The organism is Streptomyces sp. MspMP-M5, assembly GCF_000373585.1.
Taxonomy (GTDB): Bacteria; Actinomycetota; Actinomycetes; order Streptomycetales; family Streptomycetaceae; genus Streptomyces.
Window position 1 is genome coordinate 90,690 of record NZ_KB891896.1, and the last position, 19,401, is coordinate 110,090.

Sequence of the window (19,401 nt, forward strand, 5' to 3'; positions counted from 1 at the left end):
GCGGGCGGTGACGAAACCGGCGTCGCGCAGTGCCGTGAGGTTCTGGGAGCTTCTCAAGTAACCGAGAAGCCCCCGTCCACGAAGACCGTCTGGCCCGTCACATAGGACGCGCCCGGGCCGGTCAGGAAGACCGCGGCGGCCGCGAAGTCGGTCAGTTCGCCGTTGCGGCCGGCCATCGTCCGGCGGGCCACCGCCTCGGTGCGTGCCGGATCGGCGAAGACCGCCTCGGTGAGCGGGGTGCGTACGAAGCCCGGGGCGAGGGCGTTGACGCTCACTCCGTGCCGGGACCATGCCTCGGCCTGGGAGCGGGTCAGTGCTGCCAGGCCCGCCTTGGACACCCCGTAGGCCCCGCTGTTGCCGAACGCCCGGACCGCCTGCTGGGAGGCGATGTGGAGGATCCGCCCCCAGCCGCGCTCCGCCATCCCGGGCCCGAAGCGCTGGCCCAGCAGGAACGGCGCGTCCAGATTGACGGCCATGGTGTGGTCCCACTCCGCGGTGCTCAACTCGCCCATGGGTGGACGGGGGTTGACACCGGCGGCGTTGACGAGGATGTCCGGTTCGCCGAAGCGGCGCACCACCTCGTCGGCGCCCGCCCGTAGCGCGGCCCGGTCGCCCAGGTCGGCGGCGACCCAGTCCGCGGTGCAGCCCGCCGCCCGCAGCTCCTCCGCGGCGGCCCCCAACGGGTCCGGGCGGCGCGCCATCAGGACGACGGCGGCCCCGGCGCGGCCCAGCGCCTCGGCGATCGCCCGCCCGATGCCGGAGCTGCCCCCGGTCACCAGGGCCCGCCGGCCGCCCAGCGAGAACAGTGCGTCGAGGTACGGGGTGGACATCGGGTGGGCCTCCTGGTCGGGAAGGGGGCGGGGCCTCCTGGCGCGGTGGTGTTCCGGGCTCCCCGGCGGCCGCCACCAGCCGACGATCACATGGCGGCGGGGCCGGGCGCCATCCTCGCGGCGCGCTGCCCTCCCGGGGATGCCGCCGGCCGGACGGTCCCGGCCGTTGTGCCGGAACCGGTCGGCCGCCCGTCAGCCCACCAGGTCCAGCACCGGCCGCAGTCCGCCGGGCCGGCGGTGTACGGGGAGCGGCTCGACCGGGAAGTAGGCGCAGCCGACGGCGGTGGCGCCCCCGTCGGTGGTGCGGTCGTCGCCGACCATCAGCACGTGCGCCGGGGCCACCCCCAACTCCCGGCAGGCGAGCGTGAAGAGCCGCGGGTCCGGCTTCTGCAGGGTGTGTTCGTAGGAGAGGACGCAGGCGGTCAGATGGCGGTCCAGGCCGTGCGCACGCAGGACCGGGCGCAGGTCCCAGCCGATGTTGCTGAGCACGCCGGTGCGGATGCCGCGGTGGTCGAGTGCGGTGAGCACCTCGGCGGCGTCGGGGTAGGGCAGCCAGGCGTCCGGGGTCCGGTGGCGCTCGTAGAGGACGTCGTAGAGGGAGCGGGCGGCGCCGGGCCGGTCGTACAACTCCGGGTGGGGGAGCGGGACTTGGCGGGCCAGGCCGGTGTACAGGGCGCGGTGGTGCCGGGTGTCGCGGTCCCGGACGTCCCACAGTGCGGCCAGCTCGTCGGGGACGCGTACCGGCGTGGCGCCGCCGGGCAGGGCTCCGGCCCGCTCCAGTTCGGCCGCCAGCCGGGCGATCTCGTCACCGGTGAGGGGGCACGGCGGGGTGCCGGGCGCGGCGTGGAAGGCGGCGAGGGACGCCCGGAGCCAGGAGAGGGCCGGCTCGATGCGCAGCAGCGTCCCGGAGAAGTCGAACAGCACACCGTCGATCCCGCCGCCGGCTGTACCGCCGGGTGCGCCGTTGGTGGTCGTCATGGTGTCCATGGTGACGGTTGCCCGGCGGCCCGTCAGGTCAGTGCGCGAAGACCGGGGCCGAACGTCACGAGGAGCGGGACGGCGGGCAGCAGCAGGGCGTACGCGGTCAACCTCAGGCGGCGGCCCGGGGTGAGGCGGGCGGCCGGGGCCAGCAGCCGGTCCACCCGCTGCGGGACCTGCGCGAGCTGCGGCGGGCAGGGCCCGAACACCCCGCTGTGCTCGTTGAGTTCGACCAGTGCCAGGGCGATGGTCAGCCGGCCGAAGCGGCGCGAGGCGACATCGTCGGCGGCCATCTCGACCAGCCGGTGCACCTGGTCGCGGAAGGCCGCGAACACCGGGATCTGCGGGAATCCGGCGGCCAGCGCCGACGCGCAGTGCAGCAGCACGTCGTGCCGGGCCCGCAGGTGCCCCTGCTCATGGGCGATCAGCGCATCGAGCTGACGGCCCTTCAGGCGCTGCAACGCCGAGGTGGTGACGACGAACTGGGACGCGGGGTGGTGCAGCCACCAGGCCCCCGGCCGGTCGCCCTCCAGGACCACCAGGCGGCCGCCGCGCGGGTCCTCGCCGGGCAGCAGCGGCGAACGGCGCCGCAGTTCGGCCCGGCGCCGCCGCCGGCGGGCCCGCGCCGCCCGCACCTCACGGGTCAGCGCCACCACCGTCCACGCGCCGCCGCCCGCCAGCAGCAGCGCCAGCACACCGGCCCACGGCCCGTAGGTGTTGAGCGCGTACGCCTCGACGACCACCCGCGGGGCGAAACCGAAGACCGGGCCGCGGACCGCTTCCCAGGCGGCGGCCGCGTTCAGCGCCATGGCCAGTCCGCAGCACAGCAGGACACCCGCCACCACGCACTGCCACACCCACAGGGCCAGCACCGGCTCGCGGTCGGGCCAGTCCCAACGGGCCATCAGACGCGGCGCCGTCGCCGCGGCCAGCACGCCGAGGATCATCAGCGTGAGGGGGACCATCATGGCGTCAGCCTATGAGCGGGCCGCTACCGCTCGGTACGGTCCTGCGACGGAAGTGACGCACACCACGCACCCGGACGGCGCGCGGCCCCGGGGCGGCGGCGAACGGCCGCCGCCCGCCCGCGCCTCACAGCGCCAGCAGCATGATGAGCATGCCCAGACCCATGGCCACCTGGCACGCGCGCAGGACCACGGGCGGGCCGGCACCGGCCGCCGGGGCGCCGCCGGCGGCCGCGACCCCCGCCCCCGACGGGATCAGCCGGACCCCGGCGGCGAGCACATAGACCACGTAGTACGCGAGCAGCAGCCCGGTCAGCAGCGGGACACCGGCCGGCGCGGCATGCGACATCCCCGATGCCCCCGGCATCACCGGCATCCCGCTCATCCCGGCCGCCGCCCCTCCGCTCCCCGCCGTGCCGTGCGCGGCGGACATCCCGGCCCCGTCGTGCATGCCGCCCATGCCCACCATCGCGAGCGCCATGTAGACCATCGCCAGGGCGCCCACCGCGTGGTGCAGATGGCGCCGCACCAGCGCCCACAGCGCCAGCGCGCCGAACGCCGCGGTGTACAGCCAGGGAGACCACGCGGGCGGCGCCACCGCGGACGCCGGCAGCGCCATCGCCGCCATGCCCAGCGCCATCAGGCCCTCGCCGCGGGCCGTCACCCGCTGGGCCGGCGGGCCGGTGCGCATATGGGACAGGCAGTAGCCGGCGGTGGCGACGCAGAGCAGCACCAGCAGCCAGCCGACCAGCGGTGGAGTGTGCACGGAACACCTCCCGGGCGCGGGGACGGTGAGCACCCGCAGGATGCCCGGCCGGGGCGCCGCACACGGGGGCGCACGGGCGCACTCCGGGAGCGCAGGGCGCGGACAGCGCTCCACGAAGGCCGGCGGCGCGGGCCGGTACCCTCGTCGCCGGCGCGGCGCGCCCTCAGCCCGCGGCCGGCCCCTCCGGCCCGCACCACGCGGTCAGCGCCGCGCGCAGCGCCTCCTCCGCCACCGGCCCGTCGCTCGCCCAGGCGACATAGCCGTCCGGCCGTACCAACAACGCCGCCGCGGGCGGGGCCGATGCCTCACCCGCGACGATCCCGACCCGGTCGGCCCACCCCGCCGCGGCCTTCAGAGCACCACCCGCACCCGAGCCGTCCAGCCCCAGCAGCAACGGCCGCCCCGGGCGCAGCAGTTCGGCCAGCCGGGTCGGGCCGCCCGCCGTCGTCACCGGCAGATCGCGGGCGAACCCACCGGCCAGCGGATGCCCGTCCGGCTCGGTGGCGTAGCGGATACCGGTGCCGTAGATGATGTCGCTGAGGTACTTGTTGACCTCGTCCATCCCCATCAGATCGGTGAACAGCGCGCGCAGCGCGTCCACCTGCGGGCCGGGCCGCATCAGCGCCACCTGCGCCCGGGTGTTCGCCAGCACCTGCGCGGCGACCGGGTGCCGCTCGACCTCGTAGCTGTCCAGCAGCCCCTCCGGTGCCCGGCCCAGGCACTCCGCGGCCAGCTTCCACCCCAGGTTGAAGGCGTCCTGCAGACCGAGGTTGACGCCCTGACCGCCGGCCGGGAAGTGGACGTGCGCCGCGTCCCCGGCCAGCAGCACCCGGCCCGCGCGGTACCGGGCCGCCTGGCGGGCGCTGTCGGTGAAGCGGGTGACGAAGTCCACGCCGGTCAGGGTGATCCGCCGCCCCGTCACCCGCTCGATGCCGCGGGCCAGTTCGTCGCTGGTCGCCGGGCTCTCCAGGTCCTCCGGCACCTCCCACTCGGTGACGGCTATCCGCCCGTCGGGCATCCGCATGAACCAGCCCCCGTCGGTCCGCTGCCAGCCGGCCGGCAGTTCCCCGCCGTCGTGGACCTCGATCCGTCCGCGCCCCATACGGGACACCAGCGACGGGCCGGTGCCCGGGAAGCCGATCCCGGCGGCCTTGCGGACCACGCTGCGCCCGCCGTCGCACCCGACGAGGAAGCCCCCGCGCACCGTACGGTCACCGTCCGCGGTCCGCACCCGGACGGTGACGCCGTCCCCGTCCTGCGCCAGGCCCGTCACCTCCTGGTCGTGGCGGACCACCGCGCCCAGATCGCCGGCCCGCCGGACGAGCAGTTCCTTGAGGACCTCGTGGGGGAGGAGCAGGCCGTGCGGCTGCTCGGCGGGCTCCGCGGAGTGTCTGCCGAGCCGGTACAGCCCGGCGAAGTGGCCGCGGGCGCCGCCGTCCGCCAGCCGCCGCCGGTAGTCCGCCAGCCCCGGCAGGGTCTCCTGGGCGCGGGTGAACTCCTCCAGCAAGCCCCGCCGGTCCAGGGTCTCCAGCGTCCGGGCGTGCAGCGCCAGCGCGCGCGGTTCGCCCTGCCCGCGCCGCCCCCGCTCCAGGACGAGCGTCGCGATGCCGTGCAACCGCAACTCCGTGGCCAGCAGCAGACCGACCGGCCCGCCGCCCGCGATGACGACGTCGAAGTGCTCCCCGTCCAGGGGGTGTTCGGTAGAGGTCATGGCGGCGACGCTAGCGAGCGCGGACTCCGCCCACCAGTCACCGCCGCCCGGACGCCAGTTGCACCGGAAGCACCCGAGGCACCGGCTCAGGGCCGGTAGCGCTCCGCCCGGGACATCGGCGCAGAGATCATCGGTGCGGCAGAGGCCCTGATGTCTCCGCCCCGAAGACCATCCCTTTCCAGCGCCCCCAGCTGGGCGCATGGCATTCACGGCGCGGAGGAAAGCTCAGGCCATCAAGGAGCGGGTCACCACTGAGCTGTGGAGCAGAGGAGCTGGTACTGCGGCTCCTTCTGGACCGGGCTGAGGTGACCCTTGAAACGTTCGGCGTGGCCCGCTTCTCGGTTATGCGGGTTGCTTGGGTGCCGGTTTCGCGATCTCGCGGTGGGCCGTGTTGTGGTTATCCCCACCTCGGAATGGTGGTCTGCCGGATGGGCGCGGCGGCGGCGTGCGGCAAGCATGGTGCCTCCGGGTCTTTCGTTCGCCTGGTGGCGGGGCCCGGATACACGGTGTCGGGACGCGACTGCCCGTCCGGTGTTCCGGAAGGCCAGTTGCAGGTCATGGAGGGGGAACAGTGGGTCGTCCCATGGAGCGTGTTCTCGCGCGTCGTACGCTGCTGGCCGGCGCGGCGGCAGCCGGTTCGGGAATCGTGTGGGGAACTGCGGGGGAGGCCGTCGCCGGCGGGTGGCGACAGCCGGTGGAGCCAGGGGCGGTGGACGCCGAGGTGGCGCGCCTGAAGTGGAGATTGATCAGGCTGCGGCGCGACATCCACCGGCATCCGGAGGCGCCGGGGCAGGAGCGGCGCACGGCCGGTGTGGTGGCCCGAGAGCTGCGGGCCGCCGGGCTGGCCGTCACCACCGGGGTGGGTGGCCACGGCGTCGTCGGTGTCCTGCGGGGCTCGCGTCCGGGCCGGACCGTTGCGTACCGGGCGGACATGGACGCGGTGCCGCCCAAGGACATCGTTGGCGGCGGTCCGGTGGCGGCCCATGTGTGCGGGCACGACGTCCATACCACCGTGGCGCTCGGCATCGCGCGGGTCCTGGCACGGATGCGGAGGCAGTTGGACGGAACAGTGGTGTTCCTCTTCCAGCCTGCCGAGGAGACCCTGAGCGGGGCCCGCGCACTGCTCGAAACGGGCGTGCTGGAGCGCACCGGCGTGGAAGAGATCCACGCGCTGCACTGCGGGCCGTTCCCCGTCGGCCAGTTCGCGCTCACCCCGGGCTACGGGCTGCCGGGCCTGGACAAGGCGGAGGTCGTTCTGCCCCGCCCGGACGCGCCCGACGCTGCGCGACGACTGGCCGCCGAGATCGGCGCACTGTCCACGGTGCCGCTCCCACGGACGCCGGCGGACATCGATCGGATGGTCGCCGACGCCCAGAGGCCCGACGGGCCACTGGCCCGGTTCGTGGTCGTCCGGGCCCAGGCACCGGAGGCCGGCAAGGTGACCGTGTCCTACCGCTGCTGGCCGCCCGAACGGTACCCGGAGATACGCGCGGACATCCGCCGCCTGGCCACGTCGTACGCGGGAGCCGAGGTCAGCTTCCCCGCCGAGCCGTTCCCGGCCATGGTCTGCCCGGAACGCGACGCCCGCACCCTCGCCCGCCACCTGCGGCGCACACTCGGCCAAGACGCGGTCACCGAACTCCATGCCGCCTTCCCGCCCTTCAGCGGCGAAGACTTCGCCCTCTACTTGGAACGCGTCCCCGGCACGTTCACTTTCCTCGGCGTCCATTCCCCCGGCGTGCCCATCACCACCAGCTACCCGCACTACCCCGACTTCGATCCGGACGAGCGGGCCATCAGCCTCGCCGTACGGGCGATGGCGGGATGGATCGCGGAGCGGACGCATACGGGCATAGCACCGTGAACTGATGACCCGTCACATCTCAAGGACAGTGGCCCGGCTGGAGGGTCGCGGGGCGACCAGCGTCCGAAAGGTGACGGGATAGTTCACGAATCCGCAGGCAGCCTGCCGGGGCCGTTGTCTGCGTCCGGCGGTTGTCCGTGGCTGACCGCCTCTGCCGGTGCGGTAGTGGTGGGCGAGGTGGTGAAACCGAAACGGGGAGAGCCGGGCCAGAAGTTGCGGATCTTCGTCGGTGAGGGCGGCGAGGGCGGTGGCGCCGGCGGCGCGGGCTCGACGGGCGGTACGGGCTCGCAGGACAGCCCCGGCAAGCCCGGTCAGAACGCGTACAACCCCGGCGACGGGCAGAACGGTGGCGGTTCGAATGTCACTGACCCCAAGGTCGGCTGGTTGCTGCACGTCAGCGGCGGCTCCGGTGGCCATGCGGCCGGTGGCGGCCGGGGTGGCGAGGGAGGTTGCAACGCCGACACCGGGCCCAAGTGCGCGTTGTTCCAGGAGCCGTCGTTCGGCGTTCCCCCGCAGGGCTACGGTCTGCGCGGCGGTGACGGCGGCACGCCCGGTCAGGGCGGCGTGGCCAGCACGCCCATTGGCGGGGGCAACAGGGAGATCGACAAGTCCGTCAAGGATGCCCACTGGGATGTGCCTGTCACCGCCGAACAGGGCCAGGCAGGGGGCGCGGGTACAGCCGGAGGGCAAGGCGGCGACGGGGCGTTCTTCGTGGACCCGGCCAAGGTCCCTGCCCAGGGCGGGCAGGTCGGTCGCGGCGGCGCCGGTGGCGCCGGCGGGAAGGGCGGCGTCGTCAAGGACATCGAGATCACGCCCCCGGGGGCTGCCGGCCGAGGCGGCGACGGTGGCTCCGGAGGCCGGGGCGGTGACGGCGGCGCCGGGGCACGGGGTGGAGCGAACAACCGTGGGCCCGCGAACCAAGGGAAGGACGGCCAAGGAGGACAGGTAGGCACCGCTGGCCAGCCCGGCGGGAACGGCTACGTCCTCTTCACCTGGGACTCCCGCACGGCCTAGTGCTGCGCCGCGGAAGTTTCGCTGATGTGCGTCGCCTCGTTGGCCGGGCATCGTGATTGATCCTGATGATCGGCGTGAGGTGGCGCACTACACCCCCAAGACACCCCCAAGCACGCCTCCTGGCTCAACCAGGGAGATCCTCTTCTCCTCCCGGCCTGCGCCGTCCTGCGCCACGGCGACTTCCCCTCCCGTGCCGACCAGCTGGAAAAGGCCATCGGCTTCACCATCGCCTACCACGCAACTGCTCACCCGCCCCGTTGGAACTACGCGGGCCAGCCCCTGAGTCGCACGTGAGCCTCGTGAGAGCCTCCTCCTACGGGGGCCTCACGAAGCTCCGCCAAAAACTCATGCGACAGGGACGTCTCACGGAGCTTACGGTCGGCTCATGTCTGTCGAACGTGACCATGTGCTGCGCAGCGCGCCGCCCTGCTCACCCGCAAAGCCGCCGCCACCATGGACGAGGTGACGAAGAACGCGGGCAGCGGTCGGGACGCCTGCACCGCCATTTCGCCGGGCGGCACGTCCTCGTACGCGCCCTGGAAGACCTCGGCCTGCGGGCCTGCGCGAGCGCCCTGGACGGCGCGCACCTGACGAGGACGGTGCCCAAGACGCGCTGCGGCGCCTGATCAAGGAGATCGGGCCGGCCGTGGGACCACCGTCTGGCTGACCATGGCCCTCTACGGCTGATCGACTCCGGCACCTGGGCCGTGCACGACAGCCGGGTAGCCGCCAAGAACATCCCATACATGATCGCCAAGCTGCTCCTCAGCGGCGCACAACGGAGAGTGGAAGCATGACCAGCACCGACCAGCGGGCCGCGGCCGCACACGCCGAACGGGGACCGGTCGCACGCTGGCTCGCGCTCACCGTCCTGGTGCTCGCCGTGCTCCTGGTCACCGTCGACGCCACCGTGATCGGCCTCGCCACGCCCTACCTCAGCGAGGACCTCAAGCCCTCCGCCACCCAACTCCTGTGGATCGGCGACATCTACTCGTTCGTCATCGCGGGCCTGCTCGTGTCCATGGGCAGCCTCGGCGACCGCATCGGCCGCAAGAAACTGCTGCTCACCGGCGCCCTCGCGTTCGGTGCCGCCTCGGCACTCACCGCGTACGCGACCAGCCCTGAGATGATGGTCGCCGCGCGGGCGCTGCTCGGCGTCGCCGGCGCGACCCTGATGCCCTCCACCCTCGCGCTGATCCGCAACGTCTTCCACGACCCGAAGGAGCGCAGCCTGGCCATCGGCATCTGGAGCGCCGCCGCCTCGGCGGGCACCGCGCTGGGCCCCGTGGTCGGCGGCTTCCTCCTGGGACACTTCTGGTGGGGCTCGGTCTTCCTGATCAACGTGCCCGTGGTGGCGCTGCTCGTCGTCGCCGGCGTCAAGCTGCTCCCCGAGTCCCGCGACCCCCACCCCGGCCCCTGGGACCTGCTCAGCGTCGGCCTCTCCCTCGTCGGCATGGTCGCGGTCGTGTTCGCCGTCAAGGAAACGGTGGTCAACGGCTGGGGCTGGGACATCGCGGCCACGGCCGTCCTCGGCGTCGCGGCCCTGTTCTGGTTCGCACGGCGGCAGCTGACGCTGGAGTCACCGCTGCTGGACATGCGGCTCTTCCAGCACCGCGGCTTCTCCGGCGCGGTCCTCGCCAGCCTGCTGACCATCCTCGGCCTGTCCGGCCTGGTCTTCTTCCTCTCCCAGTTCCTTCAACTGGTCCAGCAACGCTCCACGTTGCAGGCCGGCCTGTTCGAGGTGCCCGCCGCGATCGGCTCGGTCCTCGCGGGCCTCGTAGCCGGTGTGATCGCCCGCAGGACCTCGGTGCGCGGCGCGGTCGCCGGCGGCCTGGCCGCGGGCGGCCTCGCACTCGCCGCCTGCATGGTGGTCGATGAGGGCACCGGCGTCTCCTACCTTGCCCCGGCCCTGTTCCTCGCCGGCCTCGGCACGGGGCTGACCTTCACGGTGACCTCCGACGTCGTCCTCTCCAGCGTCCCCAAGGACCAGGCAGGCGCCGCCTCCGCGGTCTCCGAGACCGCCTACGAACTGGGCGCGGCCCTCGGCATCGCCCTGCTCGGCTCGATCATCACCGGCATCTACCGCGGCTTCACCACCCCGCCGGACGTCCCGGCAAGTGTCGCCGACGCCGCGCACGACTCGCTCGGCGGCGCCGTCGAGGCCGCGGGCTCACTCCCACAGGACCAGGCGGCACGAATGCTGGCTGCGGCGCGGGATGCCTTCACCGACGGCTTCCAGGTGTCCGCGGGTGTCAGCTCCGCGGTGTTCTTCGCGGCGGCCCTCACCATGTGGTTCATGCTCCGCGGCCAGAAACTGGAGGACTCCGCACCCGAGCATCCGTAACGGCGCACAAAGCGCACCGCCCAGCAGCCCTCGGCGAAACCTCCGCGGCGCAGCACCAGGAACCCACGTACACCTATGCGTTCGATGCCTCCCCCGAAGCGGGCGAATCGTCCGGAGGCCGGAAATGACCTGGACGAGCATCTACACGGCCTCTTCCCGTACGTGGTCAGCCGGGCGGGAGCTGGAACAGCTCACGGACACGACCAACCAGGAGGTGGGTTCCCAGAACGATGACGAGGCCGCCGTCCCCGACGAGTTCGACGGCGTGGTCGACGGCGTCAGCGGTCTCCTCCCGTACGTGCAGTTCTCGGCGTGGCGCCAGGGCCGTGCGCATCGCGTCCGGGGCCGCTTCGTTGGGGTGCCCGACCCGGGTCAGTACCACCGGCCAGTCGCCCGGAAGCGGTTCGAGCATGGTCGCCACATTCTTGTACCCGAGGGCGCCGAAGACGATGGCGGTGTGCTCAGCGCCGCGGGAATGCGTCAGGATTTCCGGAGCCACGGCGGTCACCCCCTGGTGGTTGTCGGCAGAGTCGAGCAGGAGGCTGCCGGTCCAGGAGCCGAAGCGGGCCGGTGCCAGAAGTTCGAGGCGGCCGGGCCAGCGGGTCGCGGCCAGGCCGCTGCGCAGAGCCTCCTGCGAGATGTCACGGATCAGCCCTCGTTCGGCCAGCGCGTCGATGCCGGCTACGGCAAGAGCCAGATTGCGATGCTGGTGTTCTCCGCGGAGCGGGCAGGGCAATTCCTGGTGGACGGCATGTGGGGTGGCTACTTCCAGCACGGTGTGTCCATCGCGGGCCGTGCGTGGCCGACAGTGGATTTCCCGGTGGAGGCGCCAGACGGTCAACTCCGTGTGCTGACTGAGGACGTCGTCTACGGCCTTGGCCGCCTCCCCAGGCAACTCACCGAGCACCACGTGATCGCCGTCTCGCACAATGCCTGCCTTGTTCCTCGCGATCTCGCCCAGGGTGCTTCCCAGCAGATGCTGGTGGTCCAGCCCCACTCCGGTAATGACCTTCACTCCGGTGTCGAAGCAGTTGACCGCGGTGCGTTGGCCGCCGATGCTCGCCTCCATGACGGCCAAGTCCACTCCCGAGAGGGCGAAATGAACCGCTGCTGCGGCTGCATGCACCCCTCCGACATTGACCACAAGGCCCGTACTCCTGAGTGTGTCCTCGACCTTTGCGAAGGCGTGGTGACATGCGAGCGAAGAGACGGGCTCCCCGTTGATGCGGATACGTTCGGTGACATGCTGCAGGTGCGGGCTGGGCATGCTTCCGATGCGCATCCCGGCCGCGGCCAGCGCTGAGACGGCGAACGCGCAGGTCGACCCTTTCCCGTTGGTGCCGACGACGGTCATGCCCCGCAGGTTGCGTCCCGGGTCACCGAGGGCTTTGAGAAGCTGGGGCATCGCGCCGGCGCCCGCTCCGTTGAACTGATAGCGACCGATGATCTCTTGACACGCCAGGTCTTCCCTTGTTGCCAACTGTGCCTCGCAACCAGATTGGTGTGTGGGGAGGGGGAAAGAATTTGTGCTCGAAGAGTGGTCAACCGGCATTCGACTTCAGGCAGGCCCGGGCGAGAGCTACCGCTTCCCAAGTGTCGCAGTCGAAAGACACTCCGCCGATATCAGGCACATACCGCAGGGCGAGAGTATGGGTCAGTACACGGATGGGCAGTCCCGTCAACACTCCGTGCTGAGCGAGGGTCAGCGCAAGGCCCCGTCGCACGGCTGCGGTCCGGTATACGGCGAACAGCGGATTGTCCCGGCCCTGCGTCTCCAGCATCACCGCGCCCTCGATCGCGGAACCGGCCGCTTGACGCAGCAACTCCGCGACCGTTTCCTGCCGCACGAAGGGAAGATCCGCCGCCAGGACCACCACGAACGGCGCGCGTACCCTGGACAATCCCGCAGCCAGCGCCGCGAGCGGCCCGGCATGCAACGGCCCCTCGCGCACGTGATGTACCTGGTGAACGGTGGCCCGGTGCGGGCCCACCACAATTGTCCTCCCGGCCCCGACACATGCCTCGATCGCCCGATCGAGCAACGACATGCCGCCAACGGACACCATCGGCTTGTCCGCTCCACCCAAACGCCGGGCTCGCCCTCCCGCCAGCACCACCGCGTCGTAGTACTCACCCGTGTCGCCTCCGGAGCCCTCTTCGCTGCTGTCGAGAGAACTCCTTGCCGACCGGCCCTCACACCGCATACTCGCCCCGTTCAGCCTTGCCCCTGGAAACGCGAAAGCGTGGTCGTCGTTCGGACCTCGAAGACTCTGCTCAGGAAGGATCGAGCCTGTGAGGTGGAGATTCCACCTGTTCCAGGCCAAGCTCGACGGCCCCAACGCACAGGTGCACCCGGCTCCGCCATGCCGAAGTACCCGCGCCCGGGGCCGCGATTCCGCGTCTTTGGCGTCCTTGGCCCGGGCTGCGGCTTTGTCGGCGAGATGTCGTGGGTGGCGGCGAGCTGGTCTTTGCGGTCGGCCATGTACTGGCCGACGTCGACGAAGTCGTGTAATCGGGGCCGCGGAGCCGACGAGGGCGATCTTGGCGGCGGCTCGCATCTCGTCGCCGCCGTCGTTGAACAGCTTGCGCAAGTAGAGCTGCCACCACGTGCCTGTGCAATGTGCGCTCCACACCGCACTTGCCGCCCCTGCACACGGACGGCGACTGGGTGCTGGTGCGGGAGCCGCGTACGTCGGCGTTTCAGCTTCGCGGTCCTGGCCGGGGGAGTGTGCTCGTGATTGCGCGTCTCTGTGTGGAATGTGGCCTGTTCGCCAATGATTGACGTGGGGTGCGCAGTGTCTCCGGCAAGGGCGGGCGACTTCGAAGGGCCTGTGGAATGTGGCCCGAGGGCCCGTCAGGCTGCGATTTCGTCAGGGTCGGTATCGGAGTGGATGGTCCGCTGGGATTTCCACGATGACAACTTTGTGCCCGTCCGGGTCGGCGATCCACATCTCGATCAGCCCCCACGGCTCGCGCACCGGCGGCCGCAGGACCTCTACTCCCCGGGCCACCAGCTCCTCGTGCGCCCGTGCCGCGTCGGCGACCTGGAGCCACAGCTGGAGGGTCGGCGTCGGCGCGTCCGTGGCCCGTCCGGAGACCTCCAGGAAGCCGCCGCCGAGGAAGTACACCGTGCCGCGCTCGGGACCGGTGCCGAACTCGCGGTAGACCGCCAGCCCCAGCGCCTCGCCGTAGAACGTCCGCGACCGCTCCGGATCGGCCGGCCGCACCAGCACCCTGCTGCTCAGTACCTGCACCATGGCAGGGACCCTACGCCGCCGGACGCGCCTCCGGGGCCCGGACACGGCACCCGGCCGTCCGGCCCTCCCGCCGCCCCGCGCCTCTTGTTAGCCTCGGCTGGCAGCCCGCCGTACGGCCGAGAGGATCCCGCCCGCCATGCTCACCACCCCGCTGACCTTCCGCGACGCCACCGAGGCCGATGTCCCCGCGCTCGTCGCGCTGGTGGAGTCGGCCTACCGCGGGGACGCCAGCCGGGCCGGGTGGACGACCGAGGCGGATCTGCTGGACGGCCGGCGGACCGACCCGGACGGCGTCGCCGCGGTGGTGCGCAACGACAGCGGCCGGCTGCTGGTCGCCGAGCGGGACGGCGAGTTGGTCGCCTGCTGCCAGCTGGAGCACCGCGGGGACCACGCCTACTTCGGGATGTTCGCGGTCCGCCCCGAGCTGCAGGGCGCCGGCCTGGGCAAGGTGATCATCGCCGAGGCCGAGCGCACGGCGCTGGCCACCTGGGGCGCTCCGGAGATGCGGATGACCGTCATCCGCCAGCGCGAGGAACTCCTCGCCTGGTACGAGCGCCGCGGCTACCGCCGCACCGGCCGGTTCAGCCCGTTCCCCTACGGCGACGAGCGGTTCGGCATCCCGCAGCGCGCCGACCTGGAGTTCGAGCTGCTGGTCAAGCCGCTGGGCTGAGCCATGCCGGCCCGGCCCCGCCGGTACCTGCGGCCCGCCCTCCCGCCGGGCGGCCCCCGTACGCGGCGCCGCGCCGCCCGCCCGAGGGAAGCCCGGCTACGCCGTGAAACGCACCGCCCGCCGGATCTCCGGCTGGTCGGTCACCACCCCGTCCAGCCCCAGCCCGCGCGCCAGCCGCAGCTGGTCGTGGGTGTTCACCGTCCAGCCCAGCACCCGCAGCCCCGCCGCGTGTGCCCGCTCGGTCAGTTCGAGGGTGAGCCGGCGGATGTCGAGCGACACCAGACCCGCGCCCACCGCCGTGGCGCGGTCCACGATGTCGGCGCCGTACCACTCGCCGACCAGCCCGGTGCGCACCCCCGGCAGCAGCGTGCGGATCTCCGCCAGCGCCTCGTCGTGGAACGAGATGACCTCCACCCGGGCGGTCAGATCGCGCGAGCGCACCACCTCGGCCAGCGCCTGCGCCGCCGCGACGTCCTTGATCTCCGCCTGCAGCGGCAGCCGCACCGCGTCCGCCACGTCCTCGAACACCGGGATCCGCTCGCCCTGCCCGGCGTCCAGCTCCCGCAGCTCGGCGAGGGTGCGCTCGGCGACCGGGCCGGTGCCGTCGGTGGTGCGGTCGACGTCCGGATCGTGCATCACCACCAGCGCGCCGTCCTTGCTCAGGTGCAGGTCCAGTTCGACGGCGTCGACGCCCTCGCGCTCGGCGCGTACGAAGGAGCGCAGGGTGTTCTCCGGCTCCACACCCATCATTCCGCGGTGCCCGATGGTGAGAAAGGACAAGGCTGCCTCGCTTTCAGTCGGCTCGGTTGCGGTCGGCTCCGTGCACATGTCGCCGCCGGCGCACTGCCGCCCGAAATGGCGCACAGCCTAATCCGCCGACGAGCGGCAGCGCCGTAGGGACAAGTCCGCTCTAGCCCGTACGAGTGCCCGCCGGCCGCCTCCGCTACGCACCGCCGACCGCGCCGGACCCGGCCGATCCCGAGGAACTCCCGCTCCGCCGCGGCGAGTTGAGCGACATTCCGCCACACGCGGCAGCCCCGCCGCCCGTATCGCCGCCGCGCCGCTGCCGCCCACCGTCCTACGGCCGCCGGCGTCGCCGAGTCGGTCGTGCCTGCTCCGGCCCTGCCCGAGCCGGCCCGCACGCATCCGTCCCGTGCACTCCTCACCCGCCCAGCCGGTCCACGATCTCCCTGGCCTACCCAGCCTCACGCCGGAGAAAACGCGGAATCACCCGCCATCCATGGCAGGAAGTGAGATCGAACCCGTACCTCACAGGAAAATCGACCGTGACCATGGGGTCTACGCAGAATATTTTTCACCTGGCCCACTTGAATGGCCGATCCTTGGCTGGTTACGGTGGTCTCACAGGACGATCTACCGCCGGAGGGCAGTCATGACGGAAATTCTTTCGCCTGTGGGTGTCCGGGGCGGCACCTTGTCGGACGACTCCGTGGTCGCACACCCCGCCTGGCCCGCGCTGAAGGACGCCATCGAGACCATCCGCCCGTGGCAGTCCAAGGACGGCTCCGTCGACCTCGCCGCGGACGGCGCACCCACCGCCGCGGCGGTCCGCCAGGAGGTCGAGCAGGCCGTGACGGCCATCCGCGAACTCGCCCCGCTGCTCCCGCACGACGCCGCCTACCACCAGGCCCTCGTCGCCGATCTGCGCCGCTGGGCCGAGGAGGGCTTCGGCGTCCCCGACTTCCTCGACTCGCTGCTCGCCTTCCAGCCCGCCCGGCAGCGCGCCGACGGCCTCCAGCACCTCGTCGTCTTCCCCATGTACACCCAGAACGGCAACCCGGACCGCAACTTCGAGGCCGTCGTGCTGCGCATGGTCTGGCCGGACTGGCTCGCCGAACTGGAGCGCACCCGCTACGACAACCCCCTCTTCTGCGGGATCACCTTCGAGGACTTCACCGCCGGCTACGACACCAACTCCGCCGTCCTCTTCCCCGAGACCATTGCGGTCCGCCAGGCCCCCGAGCGGTTCAGCTGGGGCGGCATCTTCTGCGACCGCGAGGCCGCCCGCTTCCGCCGGGTCAGCGAGGCCGCCGTGGACATCCTCGGCGTCGACCTCCCCGCGGACATCCGCGCGCTCCTCGGCGACCAGCAGCGCTGCCAGCAGGCGTTCGTCCTCTGGGACATGATTCACGACCGCACCCACAGCCACGGCGACCTGCCGTTCGACCCCTTCATGATCAAGCAGCGCCAGCCGTTCTGGATGTACGGCCTGGAGGAACTGCGCTGCGACCTCACCGCCTTCAAGGAGGCCGTGAAACTGGAGGCCGAGGGCTATCCGCAGGCCCGGGACGTGCAGTTCGCGGTGATCTTCGACCGGATGTTCCGCTTCCCGGTCACCGGCGAGCGGGTGCGCAATTACGACGGCCTCGGCGGCCAGCTGCTCTTCGCCTACCTCCACAAGCACGACGTCGTACGCTGGACGGACAACACACTGCACATCGACTGGGAGCGGGCGCCCAAGGTCACCAACCAGCTGTGCGGCGAGATCGAGAAGCTCTACCGCGACGGCATCGACCGGCCCAAGCTGGTCCACTGGTTCGCCGCCTACGACCTGGTCTCGACCTACCTCGCCCCGCACCCGGGCTCGGTGTGGGCCAAGGGTCCGGACGCCCTCGACCTGGACCGTCCGCCGCGCAAACTCGTCGACGACGTGCTTCCCGACGAGTTCCCGCTGAGCATGTTCTACGAGGCCCTCGCCAAGAAGCTGCGTTCCGTGATCGCCTCGACCAAGGGCATCACCGCGCACAGCGAGATGCCGGTGGCGGCGTGAAGAGCGCGCGGACCGAGCAGAAAGACACCGTGCAGAGCGTGCGGACCGGCCGGGACACCCGGCCGGCGGCCGTCCAGGGGCAGGACGAGGAGGCGACGGAGATGGGTACTTCGACGGGCGGCAAGGGGCCGCTGGAGGGCGCGGTCATCGCGGTGGCCGGAGCGGCCGGACCGGCGGGCCGGGCCACCCTGCTGCGGCTGGCCGAGGCCGGCGCGGTGGTGGTCGGCTCGGACTCCAACCCCGAGCGACTGGCGGAGGCCGTCGACGCGGCCCGCTACGCCCACGGCGGCGCCACGGTCATCGGCGAGACGGTCGACCTCCTCGACCTCGACCAGACCCGCGAATGGGCGGCCCGTACGGAGAAGGAATTCGGCCGGGTCGACGGCGTGGTCCACCTCGTCGGCGGCTGGCGCGGCTGCTCGACGTTCGCCGAGACCGACCTGGCGGACTGGGACACCCTGCACAAGCTGCTGATCCGCACCGTCCAGCACACCTCCCTCGCCTTCAACGACGCGCTGGAACGCAGCGGCAACGGTCGCTATGTGCTGATCAGCGCGGCCGGCGCCAGCAAGCCCACGGGGGGCAACGCCGCCTACGCCGCGTCCAAGGCGGCCGCCGAGGCGTGGACCCTCGCCATGGCCGACGGCTTCCGCAAGTCGGGGGGCGAGAGCGGTCCGCGCGCCGCGGCTGCCATCCTGATCGTGAAGGCGCTCGTCAACGACCAGATGCGCGCCGAGCGACCGAACGCCAAGTTCGCGGGCTTCACCGACGTCACGGAGCTGGCCGAGGCCATCGCCGGTGTCTGGGACCGGCCCGCCCAGGAAGTGAATGGACAGCGTCTGTGGCTGACCCCCAAGCCGTGAACCGGGCGAAGACCGACGCCCGGCAGCACCACGACCCGCAGATCCGCGGCTTCGCCAGCGACAACTACGCCGGTGCGCACCCCGAGGTGCTCGCCGCGCTCGCCCTCGCCAACGGCGGCCACCAGGTCGCCTACGGCGAGGACGAGTACACCGAGCACCTCCAACGGGTCTTCCGCAGTCACTTCGGACAGCGCGCCCAGGCGTTCCCGGTGTTCAACGGCACCGGCGCCAACGTCGTCGCACTCCAGGCCGTCACCGACCGCTGGGGCGCGGTGATCGCCGCCGAATCGGCGCACATCAACGTCGACGAGTGCGGTGCTCCGGAGCGGATCGGCGGCCTCAAGCTGCTCACCGTCCCCACCCCGGACGGCAAGCTCACCCCCGAGCTGATCGACCGCCAGGCATGGGGCTGGGACGACGAGCACCGCGCCATGCCGCAGGTCGTCTCGATCACCCAGAGCACGGAGCTGGGCACGGTCTACACACCCGACGAGATCCGGGCGATCTGCGACCACGCCCACGAGCGCAACATGCTCGTCCACCTCGACGGCTCCCGGATAGCCAACGCCGCCGCCACCCTCGACGTCCCCATGCGCGCCTTCACCAACGCCGTGGGCGTCGACATCCTCTCCTACGGCGGCACCAAGAACGGCGCGGTCTTCGGCGAGGCCGTGGTCGTCCTCAACCCCGACGCGGTCCGCGCCATGAAGCACCTGCGCAAGCTCTCCATGCAGCTGGCGTCCAAGATGCGCTTCGTCTCCGTCCAGTTGGAGGCGCTCCTCGCCAAGGACCTGTGGCTGCGCAACGCCCGCCACGCCAACACCATGGCCCAGCGCCTGGCCACCGGCGTCCGCGAGATCCCCGGCATCGAGATCCTCTACCCCGTCCAGGCCAACGGTGTCTTCGCCCGCCTCCCGCACGAGGTCAGCGAACGCCTCCAGAAGCGGTTCCGCTTCTACTTCTGGGACGAGGCGGCCGGGGTGGTCCGGTGGATGTGCTCGTTCGACACGACGGAGGGGGATGTCGACGCGTTTCTGTCGGCCATCCGCGAGGAGATCGGCCGATAGGCCGATTCTTTCCCACGTTGTCGGCCGGTCCGCTGCGCTTGGCTGGCTTCCCACGTTGTCGGCTTCCCCGCCGTAGGGGTTCGCCGCTGCTTTGCGCCTGCGGCGCTCGCTTGTTGTCCGCTGCGCGGGGCTGTTGGGTGCGGTGACGGGCCTGCGGGGGTGGTGTGCCGGACTGCTTCGCTNTACGTCCGGCACACCACCCCCTCCGGCCCGTCCCCTCCCGTTGGGGGTTATGAAGACGGTGGGTGGGGGCTGACCTCAGTGGTCCCCTGCCGGTCGTC

The 19,401-nt window shown here is 71.9% G+C and carries 16 protein-coding genes and 1 pseudogene; 8 read left to right on the forward strand and 9 right to left on the reverse strand.

Features of this window, described 5'->3' with window-relative positions:
• Nucleotides 1-53: 53 nt before the first annotated feature.
• From B073_RS0120120 to B073_RS0120140, 5 genes are all read right to left on the reverse strand, one after another.
• Nucleotides 54-830, reverse strand: a complete 777-nt coding sequence (locus tag B073_RS0120120) for an SDR family NAD(P)-dependent oxidoreductase (RefSeq protein WP_018539881.1) — start codon at nucleotides 828-830, stop codon at nucleotides 54-56.
• A gap of 192 nt (nucleotides 831-1,022) precedes the next feature.
• Nucleotides 1,023-1,817 carry an HAD family hydrolase gene (locus B073_RS0120125; RefSeq protein WP_018539882.1) on the reverse strand — a complete coding sequence of 265 codons (795 nt, stop codon included), beginning with the start codon at nucleotides 1,815-1,817 and terminating at the stop codon, nucleotides 1,023-1,025.
• Between the two features lie 23 nt (nucleotides 1,818-1,840).
• Nucleotides 1,841-2,776 carry a M56 family metallopeptidase gene (locus B073_RS0120130; RefSeq protein ID WP_018539883.1) on the reverse strand — a complete coding sequence of 312 codons (936 nt, stop codon included), beginning with the start codon at nucleotides 2,774-2,776 and terminating at the stop codon, nucleotides 1,841-1,843.
• Nucleotides 2,777-2,900: 124 nt separating this feature from the next.
• On the reverse strand, nucleotides 2,901-3,539 hold the full coding sequence (locus B073_RS0120135) for a DUF5134 domain-containing protein (RefSeq protein WP_018539884.1): 639 nt from the start codon (nucleotides 3,537-3,539) through the stop codon (nucleotides 2,901-2,903).
• Nucleotides 3,540-3,702: 163 nt separating this feature from the next.
• Nucleotides 3,703-5,250 carry an FAD-dependent monooxygenase gene (locus B073_RS0120140; RefSeq protein WP_018539885.1) on the reverse strand — a complete coding sequence of 516 codons (1,548 nt, stop codon included), beginning with the start codon at nucleotides 5,248-5,250 and terminating at the stop codon, nucleotides 3,703-3,705.
• 583 nt (nucleotides 5,251-5,833) lie between these two features.
• On the opposite strand from B073_RS0120140, the gene B073_RS0120145 reads away from it, so the two are divergent.
• From B073_RS0120145 to B073_RS0120155, 4 genes and pseudogenes are all read left to right on the forward strand, one after another.
• Complete coding sequence (locus tag B073_RS0120145) at nucleotides 5,834-7,114, forward strand: M20 metallopeptidase family protein (RefSeq protein ID WP_026247547.1); 1,281 nt, start codon at nucleotides 5,834-5,836, stop codon at nucleotides 7,112-7,114.
• Nucleotides 7,115-7,291: 177 nt separating this feature from the next.
• Nucleotides 7,292-8,128, forward strand: coding sequence for a hypothetical protein (locus B073_RS48805; protein WP_158690167.1), 837 nt, complete (start codon nucleotides 7,292-7,294; stop codon nucleotides 8,126-8,128).
• A 385-nt stretch (nucleotides 8,129-8,513) separates the two neighbouring features.
• Nucleotides 8,514-8,925, forward strand: a pseudogene (locus tag B073_RS49305) (TetR family transcriptional regulator).
• Complete coding sequence (locus tag B073_RS0120155) at nucleotides 8,922-10,472, forward strand: MFS transporter (RefSeq protein ID WP_018539888.1); 1,551 nt, start codon at nucleotides 8,922-8,924, stop codon at nucleotides 10,470-10,472. The pseudogene B073_RS49305 and the gene B073_RS0120155 overlap by 4 nt, the downstream one beginning before the upstream one ends.
• 166 nt (nucleotides 10,473-10,638) lie before the next feature.
• Here the strand turns inward: B073_RS0120155 and B073_RS40475 are convergent, their stop codons facing one another.
• The 3 genes from B073_RS40475 to B073_RS0120170 all read right to left on the reverse strand — a co-directional run bounded on the left by B073_RS40475 (nucleotide 10,639) and on the right by B073_RS0120170 (nucleotide 13,729).
• Nucleotides 10,639-11,877, reverse strand: coding sequence for a bifunctional folylpolyglutamate synthase/dihydrofolate synthase (locus tag B073_RS40475; RefSeq protein WP_018539889.1), 1,239 nt, complete (start codon nucleotides 11,875-11,877; stop codon nucleotides 10,639-10,641).
• A gap of 136 nt (nucleotides 11,878-12,013) precedes the next feature.
• Entirely contained in the window at nucleotides 12,014-12,589 is a 576-nt protein-coding gene (gene mobA, locus B073_RS0120165; RefSeq protein ID WP_037812202.1) for a molybdenum cofactor guanylyltransferase, read from the reverse strand.
• 753 nt (nucleotides 12,590-13,342) lie between these two features.
• On the reverse strand, nucleotides 13,343-13,729 hold the full coding sequence (locus B073_RS0120170) for a VOC family protein (RefSeq protein WP_018539891.1): 387 nt from the start codon (nucleotides 13,727-13,729) through the stop codon (nucleotides 13,343-13,345).
• Between the two features lie 136 nt (nucleotides 13,730-13,865).
• On the opposite strand from B073_RS0120170, the gene B073_RS0120175 reads away from it, so the two are divergent.
• A complete protein-coding gene (locus B073_RS0120175; RefSeq protein WP_018539892.1) occupies nucleotides 13,866-14,399 on the forward strand; it encodes a GNAT family N-acetyltransferase in 534 nt (177 codons plus the stop codon).
• A gap of 96 nt (nucleotides 14,400-14,495) precedes the next feature.
• On the opposite strand, the gene B073_RS0120180 is transcribed toward B073_RS0120175, so the two are convergent.
• A complete protein-coding gene (locus tag B073_RS0120180) occupies nucleotides 14,496-15,179 on the reverse strand; it encodes a glycerophosphodiester phosphodiesterase (protein ID WP_026247549.1) in 684 nt (227 codons plus the stop codon).
• A 613-nt stretch (nucleotides 15,180-15,792) separates the two neighbouring features.
• Here B073_RS0120180 and B073_RS0120185 point away from each other — a divergent pair.
• The 3 genes from B073_RS0120185 (at nucleotide 15,793) to B073_RS0120195 (ending at nucleotide 19,120) form a co-directional block, all read left to right on the forward strand.
• Nucleotides 15,793-17,190 (forward strand): DUF6421 family protein, encoded by a 1,398-nt coding sequence (locus B073_RS0120185; RefSeq protein WP_026247550.1) that lies wholly within the window; start codon nucleotides 15,793-15,795, stop codon nucleotides 17,188-17,190.
• Nucleotides 17,191-17,291: 101 nt separating this feature from the next.
• Nucleotides 17,292-18,053 (forward strand): SDR family NAD(P)-dependent oxidoreductase, encoded by a 762-nt coding sequence (locus tag B073_RS0120190; RefSeq protein ID WP_026247551.1) that lies wholly within the window; start codon nucleotides 17,292-17,294, stop codon nucleotides 18,051-18,053.
• The gene (locus B073_RS0120195) at nucleotides 18,050-19,120 is read left to right on the forward strand and encodes a threonine aldolase family protein (RefSeq protein ID WP_018539896.1); all 1,071 of its coding nucleotides are present in this window, start codon (nucleotides 18,050-18,052) and stop codon (nucleotides 19,118-19,120) included. Before B073_RS0120190 ends, B073_RS0120195 begins: the two co-directional genes overlap by 4 nt.
• Nucleotides 19,121-19,401: the final 281 nt, after the last annotated feature.